The following is an 11,768-nucleotide window of genomic DNA, read 5'->3' on the forward strand; positions in this document are numbered from 1 at the left end:
CTCCGCCCGACCTGATCCCCAACATCGGACGCTAGAACGTCTGTGGCTTCCCCGCGGTCGGGGGCTTTCCCGCGGTCGGCGGCTTCCCAGTGGCCGGCGGCAACGTGCCGAGGAGCGCGGCGAGGCTCTTCGGGTCGCGGCGGGCGATGTTGTGGCCGACGGGGATCTCGTGAACCTGCCAGGCAGGGTCGTTGCGCAGCCGGTCGGTGAGTTCCAGGAAGGGGCTGCCTTGCCACGCGCCGCCGCTGACGTAGGTGCGACGGAGCGCGGGACTCGGGTTGCCTTCGAGCCTGATCGTCTGGACGAAGCTGGCCAGGGGATGCCGGCGCGCGCGGGGATCGAGCCCGTCCGGTACGGCGACCCACCGGCCGTCGGCGGCGGCACCGACGATGAACAGCTCGCGGAAGGTGTCACTGGTCAACGACCAGCACGAATCTCCGTCGGCCGGGACGTAGGCGTCGATGAAGACGAGCTGATCAAGGCGATCCCCGAGCCGGTCCGCGACACCGGCGATCACCATCCCGGCGTAGCTGTGCCCACACAGCGCGATCGGCTGCTCGTTGCTTCGTGCAACGACCTCGATGACCTGCGCGATGTGGTCGTCGAGATTCGGCGGCCGGTCCCGCTCGACCGGCCCGTCGGCCTCCAGCCCGGCCAGTGTCACCGCCTCGACCTGATGACCGTCCGCGCGCAACTCGGCCGCCACCGCGTCGAACACCCAACCGCCCTGCCACCCACCCGGCACCATCACGAACATCACCGCCTCATCTTAGGCCCCTGGACCGATCGGCGCGTCTGATATATGAATGAGTCATGCATGAGAGCAATCTGTGGGCTGCCTGGACGGTGCGTAGTCATGATGCGTTGACGGCCGGGTTGCCCAGCGGGCTCGGGTTGCGGGATGCGTCGGCGTTGACGTTGATCGGCAGCCACCCGGGCTGCTCGGCGGATTGGTTGTGGGCCCGGATCGGGCTCACCCAGTCGGGCACCGTCCGGTTGGTGGATCGGCTGGAGGGGCTGGGCTATGTCGCGCGGGAACGGGCCGGGAGAAGCCTTCGGTTGAGCCTGCTTCCGGCCGGTGAGGAAGCCTTGCTGGCGTGGAATCAGGCGCGCGAGGACGCCAGCGCCGCCGTACTGGCTGGGCTGACGCGTGCACAACGCAGTCAGTTGGCCAAGCTGCTGGAGTTGGGATTGCGCGGTACGGAGCGGGTTCGTGTCGAGGCCGATGCGACCTGCCGGCTCTGTGACTGGCAGGCCTGCAAGCGGTGTCCTGTCGACAAGTCGGTGAGAGAGCCATGAAGCTCGCGACCCGCAGCCCCGCACCCAGGCTGACTGTCGCGACGTGGTGGCTCGCCGCAGCCTGGACCCTCGCCTCGACCGCCGACAGCTTCCTGTTGTTCGTGCTGCTCTGGATCGCTGAGCCACAAGGCTGGAGCGGGACGCAGACCGCGGTGCTGGTGATCGCGATGCGGCTGCCGACGCTGGCCGGCGGCATCCTGGGCGGGCGGGCCGTCGACCGGTTCGGCCCGGTCCCCATGATGCTGCTCGACGGCATGGTACGAACCGCCTTGATGGGCGGCCTGATCATCGCCGGCATCGGCGGGACGTTCGACCTCCGGATCGTCCTGGCGCTCGGAGCGGCCGCCGGTGTGACCGCGCCGCTCAGCTACGCGGCCGCGCGGACTCTCGTGCCCCGGCTCGCCCCACCGGAGTCGCTGGCCAAGGCGAACGCCCTGCTCAGCGTCGGTGACCAACTACCGATGCTCCTCGGCGCGATCCTCACCGGGCCCGCCCTTGCCCTGCTCGGCACGGGAACGGCCTTCGTCCTTCCACTGCTGATGATGCTCGGCGTGACAGCCCTCGCGATCCGCCTGCGCAACGCGCCGCAGTACGAGCAGACCCCTGCCCCACAAGGCGTCCGGTCACGCGGCACCCGCCGGTCGACCCGCGTGATCGGTCTGATCGCCCTGTCGGTCGCCTACTACTTCACCTACGGGCCGTACGAGACCGTCCTCCCGTACTACGTACGCGAGCAACTCACGTCGGGCCTAGGCGGCTACACGTTGCTCTGGGCCCTCTTCGGCACCGCAGCCCTGCTCACGTTGCCAACCGCAGCCGCCCTCTCCCGTCATCGCCCCGGACTGGTCAACGCGGCCGGTGCGATCGTCTGGGGTGTGGTCATGCTTCCGCTCGCCTTTACCGACCACCTGGTCGTCGCCGCCATCGGGTTCGCCGCGGCCGGCGCGATCTGGGGGCCGTACTCCGCCGTCGAAACCACCGCGCTGCATCGCTGGACCGACCCCGCGGACCACGGCCGCATCTTCGGAACCCAGCGCGCTCTCCTCGCTCTGGCAGCGCCGTTGGGGGCAGCGGTCGGTGCGGTGGCCGCCGATCACTTTCCACCGGCACCGATTCTCGCCGCCTCCGCCATCGGCTGCACCCTGGCAGGCCTCGGCGCGTGCGCGATCCCGGACCTGCGCCGACGCTGACCGTCGGAGTACTAGTGCTTCGAACGAGGCGACGTCTCGCGGTAGCCGTAGAACGAGAGGAACATGTCGACCCCTGAGTCGACCAAGCGCTCGGTGGTCCGCTGGTCGAGGGCCATGCCGTACGTGCTGTGCACCAGATGGGGATAGAGGACCAGCGCATAGAGCTGGAGGATCGCGGTGTCCACGTCGGGCATCGTCAGCCGACCGGCGTCGATGAGGCGCTCGAACGCCGCCACCAGCGCCGGACGCGCGCGATCGGGACCATGCTGTCGCCAGGCGTCACCGAGCTCGGGGAATCTGCGGACCTCGCTGGCGACGAGCTGCCGCAAGGCCACCATGTCGGGCTGGGTCATGCTGGCCACCCAGGCGTTGGCCGTCCATTTGAGCGCGACCCGCAGATCGTCCGAGTCCTGCAGGCGTTGCGCCGTTCCGGCGATGGCACCGGCAAGGCTCTCCTCCAGGGCGTCCCCGATCACGGCCATGAAGAGGGTCTCCTTGGTGCCGTAATGGTTGTAGACGGTCACCTTGGAGACACCTGCGTCTGTGGCGATGGCATCCATCGCCGCGTCGAAGCCGTCCCGGACGAACGCGGACCGAGCCGCCTCGATGATCGCTTGCCGCTTGCGCGCCGCGCGGTCGCCGGTGAGTACGCGCGGCGCCTCGGCGCGCGCCGCGGATCTGGGTGCTGAAGTCTCTGCCATCTCGGCACCGAGTCTAGCACCAATCTGAACTGTACCGTTGAGTTCAACTGAACTGCTCTGTACAGTTCAAAGCAACCCGGAGAAGGAGACAGATCATGGGATACCTCGGCCACACCCGGCGAGACGGCCCGCGCAGCAGGACCGCTGCACTGGCGTTGCTCTCGTTCGCGATGCTGATCGTTTCGCTGGATCAATACATCGTCGTCGTCGCGCTGCCGGACATCGGCCGCGAACTCCACTACTCGGCCCGGACACTGCAAGCCGTGATCAGCGCGTACGCCGTCGCCTCGAGCGGCTTCCTGCTGTTCGGCGGTCGCGCCGCCGACCTGCTCGGCAGGCGCCGGATGCTGATGACCGGCCTCACCCTGTACGCCGTTGCCTCGCTGGCCGGCGGGTTCGCCACTGGTCCCGGGTCGCAGCTGACCGCCCGCGCGCTGCAGGGTCTCGGCGGAGCGCTCGTCTTCCCCAGCACGCTGGCGATCATCAACACGACCTTCGCGGAGGGTCGCGACCGCAATCGCGCGCTCGGTATCTGGGGCGGCTCCGGTGCCGCCGGTCTGGTGATCGGCGTACTGCTCGGCGGCATACTGACCCGCGTACTCGGCTGGGAAGCCGTGTTCTTCGTCAATGTGCCACTCGCCGGTGCTGCGCTGCTGTTGGCCGTTCCGCTCCTCCAGCCGGACCCGTCGCGAGACAGCGGGCGGGTGTTCGATCTCCCCGGGGCGCTGACCGCCACCGGAGCCGTCACGCTGCTCGTCTTCACCCTCGTTCAAGGCCCGGCCCTCGGCTGGACGTCGCCATGGATCATCGGCACCGCCATCACGGGTCTCCTGCTGCTGGTCGCATTCGCCGTCACCGAGCGGCGCAGCCCCGATCCACTGGTGCCGCCCAAGTTGCTCGCCAACCGGGTCCTGGGGCTGGCCCTGGTGATCGCCTTCCTCTTCATGGCGACCTTCGGATCCCTGCTGTACTTCCTGTCCATCTACTTCCAGGACGTGCGCGGCTACGATCCGCTCCAGACGGGCATCGGCTTCCTGCTGCCCACGGCGGTCGTCGTGGCAGGCTCGACCCTCGCAGGACAAGCCGTCACCCGGTTCGGACTCAAGCGCACCCTGATCGCCGCCCTCGCCATCGGCGCGGCCGGTGCCGTCACCCTCGGCCTGGCGATGTCGGCCGACGGCTCGTTCGCCGCCCTCGTGCCGGGTCTCGTCGCTGTCAGCGTCGGCGACGGCGTCGTCTTCACGATGATGTTCATCGCCGCCGCCACCGGCGTCGCCGACCGCGACCAGGGCGTCGCCTCCGGCATGGTCTCCACCAGCTCCGGGATCGGCGCCGTCGTCGGGCTCGCCGCACTCGTCCTCGTCGCCAACGCCCGCACCGACGACCTCAGCGGCGAAGACCTGAGAATCGCCACCGCCGAAGGCATCCGGACCGCAGTATTCGTCATCGCGGCAGGCATCGCCCTCACCCTGCTGGTCGCCCTGAACCTCCGCGACCAAGAAGTTGCCGAGGACAACGATGCCGTTGGCGACCTCTGCGACACCACGACCTGCTAGCCGGGCCGCACCGGGAAGTACACGGTGTACGGCTCGTCCCGGATCTCCGCGAGAGGCACGAAACGCAGGCCGGTGGTCTGCCCGAAGGTCCGGTACGTCCCGGTCCTCCACCAGCTGTGGTGCCGGTCCTGATCGGGGGTCAGGAACGACGTGGGCTCGGCGGGATCGCCGGACAGCATCGTCTCCTGCTCGGTCAGGCCGGCCAGGACGACCGGCCCGTCGAGCATCGCCATCAGCTCCGGCCGGTCGGGCAGCGGCACAGTGCTCAGACTCGACGGCACCGTCAACCGGATGCGGTGTCCGCTCCACTCCCGGGACATCACGATCCAGCTGTCGTGGACCTCGGCCGGAGCTGCCTGCCCGTCGACCTCGACGACCGGCGGGCCGGCCGCCCATCGTGGGATCCGGAGCCGAACCTCGAAGGCGGACGGTTGCTCGCACCGCACCTCCACCACGTACACCCGTTGATCCGGCCGCCGCCGGGGCAATCGCCGTGACAGCTCCTGGATCCCTGCCGCGCCCTGAAAGGTCTGCCGTTGCCCCAGTACGACGCCCTGTTCAGCGTCCGCCGTGATCGCGACCTCGACGCGGCCACCGAACAGCTCGGCCCACGAGGTGGTCGTTTCGAGGTACTGGCAGATCGAGATCCCGGCGTCGTCGACGTACACCGCGGTCTCGTCCACCCCGGCGTGCGCCTGCAGCAAGGTGCCGTGACAGCACCAGAAGTCCTCGGTCGGGCGGCCCCACTGCTTGCGGCTTCCGGCCGCCAGCGGCAGGAAGTACGCCGGCATGCCGGTGTCCGGATGCTGCTGGGACCGGATTCCGTTGACCAGGTTCCGTTCCCAGTAGTCCGCGTAGCGATCGTCGCCGGTCCACCGGAACAGGAAATCGGCGAGCCGCATCAGGTTGTAGACCAGGCAGTGTTCTTGAACCGCGTGCAGCCGCGCCGACTGTTCACCGGGCGGCTGCCAGACCTCGCCGCAGCTGCTTCCTCCGGTGCAGTACGTTCCACGGGTCTCGACAGCGGAGTCCCAGAAGGCCTCGACGAGATCACGCCACCGCCGTTCGCCGGTGACCTCCCAAGCCCGAGCGGCGCCGAGGATCTCCGCGATCTGGGTGTTGGCGTGCTTGTTGGTCAGCACGTCGTCACCGGCGAGCAGAGGGTCGAAGAATCGGCGCCGGTCGTACCGGTCGATCAGGTCAGCGGCGACCTGGTCCCCCGTGAACGCGAGGAGGTCCGCCCACACCTCGAGCATGCCACCGGTCTCGCGGTCGAGCACGTCGTCCAACTGGTCGCGGGACAGCTTGCCGCTCCATTCGTGGAACCATCCGGCGAAGGCCGACGCGACGTCCAGCGCCTGTTCGTTCCCGGCGATCCGGTACTGGTCGAGCAGTCCCATGAAGGTCTTGTGTACGACGTACTGCGGCGCCCACACCTCACCACCTTCGGCCAGCCGGTCCAGGTACGCCGGTGGAATCGAGCCGGCCCACTGTCCACCATTCGCCCGCTGGCAGGCGGCCAGCTCGCCGACGATCGCGGCGGCTCGTGCCGCGATCTCGCCGTCGTACTGGCCGACCCGCGCCGCGGCCGACAGCCAATGCCCGAGGATGTGACCGCGCAGGTCGCTGGTGATCGATTCCCATCCCCAATGCCACGTCTGCGGACCGTCGGGCGCCACGGTCCCTATCGTCGTACCCCAGGAACCGGAGTAGCTCCAGAGACCCGCTTCTGCGCGATACGGCCGCAGGAGGTTGTCGGCGTCGAGGCTGCGGAGGTATCGGGCATTCAGCGTCCACCGGTCCCGAGTGGGCCCATCCGAGAGCGTCGTCTGTCCACCTGAGGCCCGGACCGTGCGCAATCGGGTCATCGCCTGTCAGCCGGCGCGGAGTTCGATGGCGAGACAGTTGGCGACGTCGAGCGGACGTACGTCGGGCAGCCGGACGACCAGGACCCCGTGTGCCTGCTCGAAGGCGACCGGGCCGTGGCCGAGTAGTCGGACGTTCGCGACCGTCTCGTGGTCGGCCAGGCTGCGGATCACGGCCCGGCCGTCCTCCGGCCAGGCCAGCTGGAACGCGTAGAGCGTGTTGTCCTTCCGGGTGAAGCGGAAGTCGGAGCTCGTCCAGTTCACCCGGTCCTCGGTGAATCCCCGGACGACCACGCTGGACGGCCCTTCGCCGAACACCCGGAACGGTCTCGTCCCGTAGATGCCCTCGCCGCACACCCGCATCCAGGCGCCGAGGTCGTCGAGGATCTGCGTGCACTCGACGTCGAGCGTGCCGTCCGGCAACTGCGGCACATTGAGCAGCAGGTTGCCGTTCTTCGACACGATGTCGACCAGCATCTCGATGACGTGGCCGCCGGTCTTGTAGACGTCGCGGACGTTGTAGAACCAGTCGCCGACCGACGTGTCCGTCTGCCACGGCTCCGGATGAATGTGCGGCGTCTGGCTACGCTCGATGTCCATCACCCCGACCGCGCTCACCTCCGGTCGCCGGTCCTTCTGCTGGTAGACCGCACGATTCGTCTGGTGAAGGTGCTCGCTGGTGTTGTACAGCTGGGCAACCGCCTGCAGTCCCGGCGTGTAGTCGGTCTCACCGAACGGCAGTGGCCCGTCGGAGTACAGCAGGTCCGGTTGGTAGCGGTCGATCATCTCGGTCACCGCCTCGAGCCAATGGCGGTGCCAGGCGGGGTCATCGGCGTACCACGGGTCCTGTACTTCGACGTCCTGCTCGGGCAGGTAGCGCCTGTTGTCGAGGTAGAGGTCCCGGTTGGCCGGATCGTCGCCGTCGTACGGGATGCCGGCGAAAGGCCCTTGTTTGTCGCTGTTCTTGGTGACCGCGAGCCAGCCGAGAGCCGCGCCGAGGTGCTCGGTGATGCCGAACGGCAGCCCGCGCTCGTCCGCGGCCGCCTTCCACAGCGCGAGGATGTCCTTGCCTGGCCCCATCTTGACCGAGTTCCAGCGGTGGATGGCGGAGTCGTAGTTGAAGAAGTTGTCGTGATGGACTGCCTGCGCCACGAAGTACCGGGCACCCGCCGCCACGAACCGGTCCATCAACTCCGCCGGATCGAAACGCTCCGCCTTCCACAGCTGGACGATGTCCTTGTAGCCGAACTGCGACGGGTGTCCATAGGTCCGCAGGTGATAGCGGTACTGATCACTTCCTTCGCGATACATGTTCCGCGCGTACCAGTCGCCGTACCGGGGCACGGACTGCGGACCCCAGTGCGACCAGATGCCGAGCTTCGCGTCCCGGAACCAGTCCGGACACTGGAAGGTGGCCAAGGACTCGAAGGTTGCGTCGAACGGCACTGGTCGCTCCTCGTCGGCTGGATGGATCTACTTGTTGGGGACTTTGTCGTAGGCCGTCTGCTGGATCTCCAGGTAGCGCTTCAGACCGAGGCCGTCGAGGCCCTTGACGTAGCTGTCCCAGTCCGAGTCGAGGTTCTTCGATCCGGTGATGAACTGCAGCGCGTTCTGCTGGATGTAGTTCTCGAGGTTGGTTTGCAGTGTCGCGACCTCGCTCGCCAGGGACGGATCGATCCACACCTTCCAGAACGGGTAGATCTGAGCCTTGTCCTCGTGGCCGGCGTACAACTTCGTTGCATCGAACAGTTTGCGTTCGTAGCCCGCCTGCGAGGTGATGTCGGTGTCGATGGCCTCGGAGTTGCGGTACTTCGCGGTGTTGTTGTACTGCGCCAGCGCACCCCAGCCGCTGTTGCGCGGTTTCGACCCGGGCTTCAGGGGAATCTGCTTGAAGCTCGGCTTCAGCGACTTGTCGAGCGCCACATCGCCGGGACCCGGCTTGGTCCAGGCCTTGCCCTCCATGCCGAACTGTCCGTTGTTCTCTCCCTCATCGGTGAAGATGTAGTCGAGCATCTTGATCGCCTGGATCTGCTTCTCCGGTGTCGCCTTCGACGTCAGTACGAACGTGGCGCCGGGAATGCTCGGGAAGACGTAGCTGGCGAAGTTCGCGCCACTCGGACCGGTCAACGGCGGTACCGCGTCGTACTGCTTGTCCCGCCCGTCCGCCGAACCGATGGTGACGAAGATGCCCGAGTGCATGACGGTGCCCGCGCCGAGGATGACCGAGCCGCCGTGGTTGCCCTGCTGCTGCATCGCATCCGGGTTCTGCGTGAAGGCACCTTTGTCGATCAGGCCTTCCTTGTAGAGCGAGTTGATGTACCGCAGGCCTTCGCGCCAGCCGTCCTTGTTCGCCTGGACGTCGACCTTGCCGTTGTTGAGCACCAGTGTGGTGTTGTTGCCGCCGCTGTTGTTCTGCCCTTGCGGGTCGTAGATGAAGGCGTTCATCAAGTACGGGATGAGGCTGTCGCGGACGTTCGCGCTGAGCGGGATCTCGTCGGCCTTGCCGTTGCCGTTCGGGTCCTGGGTCTTGAACGCCTGGAGCACCTTGCGCAGGTCCTCGGTGGTCTTCGGCTGCTCGAGGCCCAGCTTCTTCAGCCACGTCGAGTTCATCCACAGCTTGTCCGGGTACGAACAGTGGAAGCAGTCGACCCACTGCGGCATCCCGTAGATCTTGCCGTCCGGCGCGGTCGCCATCGCCTTCCACTCGGGCGTGGAGTCCAGCGCCTTCTTGATGTTCGGCGCGTACTGGTCGATCAGCTGGTTCAGCGGTACGACGACACCCTGGCCACCGAGCTTGAGCAGCTCCGCCGGGGTGAACTGGTCGACCCACGGGATCAGCAGGTACAGATCGGGGTAGTCGCCGCTGGCCAGCGAGATCTGCCGCTTCTCCTTCGACGGACCGCCGTCGAACGTCGTGGTCTGCCACTTGATGGAGAGGTTGAACTTCTGCTTCATCAGCTTGGTGAAGTCGTTCGTGGCGAGGTTCGTGTCGGCCGACTGCGGCGCGAAGACGTTCAGCGTGACGTCGGGATTTCCGGTGATCGTCGGCAGCGGCTTACCCTGCTCGTTGTTCGAGCCGCCACCGGAACAGGCCGCGAGCGCGAATGCCCCGAGACTGATGCCGGCGATCGCGGCACGCCTGGTCTTTGTGAACTGTACAGACATGAGGTCCCTCACAGGGGTCGAGGTGATGCGGAAGATCAGCCCTTCACGGCGCCGATCAGGATTCCCTTGGTGAAGTAGCGGGCGACGAACGGATAGATCAGCAGGACCGGCACGCTCGCCACCACGATCAGCGAGTACTTGAGCAGATCGGCCAGTTGCTGGCGCTGGATGACCACGGAGGCATCGACGGCCCCACCGCCGGTCGTGTTCAGGATCAAGATGTTGCGCAGGACCAGTTGCAGCGGGAACAGGTCCGGGTTCTTCAGGTAGATCAGCGCGTCGAAGTACGAGTTCCACTGCATGATCGCGTACATCAAAGCGACCACCGCGATCATCGGTTTGGCCAGTGGGATCACCACCGACCAGAGGAACCGCAGGTCGCCGCAGCCGTCCAGTTGGGAGGCTTCGACGAGTTCTTCGGGGATCGCGGTGCGGAAGTAGCTGCGGGCGATGATGACCTGCCAGACCCCGATCGCCTGCGGAATGATCAGCGCCCAGCGGGTGTCCAGCAGACCGACCGACTGGACCACCAGGTACGTCGGGATGAGGCCACCGGTGAACAGCATCGTGAACAGGATCAGCGTCATCACGACGTTGCGGCCGACCAGCGTCCGGCGGGACATCGGATAGGCGATCGCGACCGTCATCGTGACGCTCACGATCGTCCCGGCCACGGTGTAGAACAACGAGTTCAGGTAGCCCTGGATGATCTGTGGGTTGGCGAACACCGCGTGGTACCCGCGCAGCGAGAAGTCCACCGGCCACAGCAGCACCCGGCCCGACGAAACTGCCTGCGGACTGCTGAACGAGCTGGCCAGGATGTAGAGCAGCGGCAGCAGCACGACCGCGAGGAACACCGTCAGCAGCAGGTAGACGCACACCATGAAAAGCCGGTCGGTGCGTGGTTCGCGGATCCGTTGGGTCCGGGCGGCCCGGCGTTCGGCCCTCTTGCCGGGCAGTGTCGGTGTTTCGGCTTGGGCGGTCATGACCACAGTCCGTTCCCGGTGATCCGTTTGGCGAGCGCGTTGACGACCAGCAGCAGGGCCAGGTTGATCACCGAGTTGAACAGCCCGATCGCGGTCGCCATGCTGAAGTCGGCGTTCAGCAGGCCGGTCTTGTAGACGTAGGTGGAGATGATCTCCGACTGGCTGAGGTTGAGCGGGTTCTGCAACAGGAACGCCTTCTCGAACCCGATCGCCATGATGTTGCCGACGGCAAGGACCAGGATGACCACCGCGGTCGGCATGATGCCGGGCAGGTCGACATGCCGGATCCGCTGCAGCCGGCTGGCCCCGTCGACCTTGGCGGACTCGTGCAGCGCCGGATCGATCCCGGACAACGCGGCCAGGTAGATCACCGCGGAGTATCCGGTGGTCTGCCAGACGTCCGACCAGACGTAGATGTGCCGGAAGTAGTCCGGGTCGCCGAGGAAGTCGATCGCCGGTACGCCGAAGAAGCCGAGTCCTTCGTTGATGATGCCCAGTCGCGGCGACAGCACCAGGATGGTCATCGAGACGACCACCACGGTCGAGATGAAGTACGGCGCATAGGTGACCATCTGCACGGTCCGCTTGAACAACCCGGTCCGGGCCTCGTTCAGCGCCAGCGCGAGAATGATCGCGAGCGGGAAACTCGCCGCCACGGTGTAGACCGACAACAGGAACGTGTTCTTCACCAGCGTCCAGAACACCGGGTTGTGGAAGAACAGCTCGAAGTTCTGCCAGCCCACCCACGGGCTGCCCCAGATCCCCTTGATCACGTTGTAGTTCTTGAACGCCAGCACGGCATTCGACATCGGGATGTACTTGAACACCGCGAACCACACCAACGGCACGACCATCAGCAGGTACAGCGTCCAGTGTCGCTGCAGGCTCCGCCCGAGGCCCTTGAGACCGGGCCGCTCCCGGCGCCGCCGACGGCGCCGGGCCGGCAGCTCGCCGGCCGGCGGGCGAACAGTTGTCAGGGTTGCCATGGTGCCTCCTCGTCCGGGCC

At 66.8% G+C, this 11,768-nt stretch carries 10 protein-coding genes; 3 read left to right on the top strand and 7 right to left on the bottom strand.

What is annotated here, in order from left to right; genetic code table 11:
• Positions 1-31: 31 nt before the first annotated feature.
• Positions 32-757 (bottom strand): alpha/beta fold hydrolase, encoded by a 726-nt coding sequence (locus EV138_RS07585; RefSeq protein WP_133981772.1) that lies wholly within the window; start codon positions 755-757, stop codon positions 32-34.
• A gap of 56 nt (positions 758-813) precedes the next feature.
• Here EV138_RS07585 and EV138_RS07590 point away from each other — a divergent pair, with 56 nt between their 5' ends.
• Together EV138_RS07590 and EV138_RS07595 are read left to right on the top strand one after the other, a co-directional pair.
• Entirely contained in the window at positions 814-1,299 is a 486-nt protein-coding gene (locus EV138_RS07590; protein ID WP_133977689.1) for a MarR family winged helix-turn-helix transcriptional regulator, read from the top strand.
• Entirely contained in the window at positions 1,296-2,489 is a 1,194-nt protein-coding gene (locus EV138_RS07595) for an MFS transporter (protein ID WP_133977690.1), read from the top strand. The genes EV138_RS07590 and EV138_RS07595 overlap by 4 nt, the downstream gene beginning before the upstream one ends.
• A gap of 11 nt (positions 2,490-2,500) precedes the next feature.
• Here EV138_RS07595 and EV138_RS07600 read toward each other — a convergent pair whose 3' ends face one another.
• Complete coding sequence (locus tag EV138_RS07600) at positions 2,501-3,190, bottom strand: TetR/AcrR family transcriptional regulator (RefSeq protein ID WP_133977691.1); 690 nt, start codon at positions 3,188-3,190, stop codon at positions 2,501-2,503.
• Positions 3,191-3,285: 95 nt separating this feature from the next.
• On the opposite strand from EV138_RS07600, the gene EV138_RS07605 reads away from it, so the two are divergent.
• Positions 3,286-4,746, top strand: a complete 1,461-nt coding sequence (locus tag EV138_RS07605) for an MFS transporter (RefSeq protein ID WP_133977692.1) — start codon at positions 3,286-3,288, stop codon at positions 4,744-4,746.
• Here the strand turns inward: EV138_RS07605 and EV138_RS07610 are convergent.
• From EV138_RS07610 to EV138_RS07630, 5 genes are read right to left on the bottom strand one after another with little or no spacing between them, the layout of a single operon-like run.
• The gene (locus EV138_RS07610) at positions 4,743-6,614 is read right to left on the bottom strand and encodes a beta-L-arabinofuranosidase domain-containing protein (RefSeq protein WP_133977693.1); all 1,872 of its coding nucleotides are present in this window, start codon (positions 6,612-6,614) and stop codon (positions 4,743-4,745) included. The genes EV138_RS07605 and EV138_RS07610 overlap by 4 nt on opposite strands.
• Before the next feature lie 6 nt (positions 6,615-6,620).
• A complete protein-coding gene (locus EV138_RS07615; RefSeq protein ID WP_202866662.1) occupies positions 6,621-8,057 on the bottom strand; it encodes an alpha-L-fucosidase in 1,437 nt (478 codons plus the stop codon).
• A gap of 27 nt (positions 8,058-8,084) precedes the next feature.
• Positions 8,085-9,776 carry a type 2 periplasmic-binding domain-containing protein gene (locus tag EV138_RS07620; protein WP_133977695.1) on the bottom strand — a complete coding sequence of 564 codons (1,692 nt, stop codon included), beginning with the start codon at positions 9,774-9,776 and terminating at the stop codon, positions 8,085-8,087.
• Positions 9,777-9,811: 35 nt separating this feature from the next.
• The gene (locus EV138_RS07625; protein ID WP_133977696.1) at positions 9,812-10,762 is read right to left on the bottom strand and encodes a carbohydrate ABC transporter permease; all 951 of its coding nucleotides are present in this window, start codon (positions 10,760-10,762) and stop codon (positions 9,812-9,814) included.
• Entirely contained in the window at positions 10,759-11,748 is a 990-nt protein-coding gene (locus tag EV138_RS07630; RefSeq protein ID WP_133977697.1) for an ABC transporter permease, read from the bottom strand. The genes EV138_RS07625 and EV138_RS07630 overlap by 4 nt, the downstream gene beginning before the upstream one ends.
• Between the last annotated feature and the right edge of the window lie 20 nt (positions 11,749-11,768).

Source organism: Kribbella voronezhensis (assembly GCF_004365175.1).
Classification (GTDB): Bacteria; Actinomycetota; Actinomycetes; order Propionibacteriales; family Kribbellaceae; genus Kribbella; species Kribbella voronezhensis.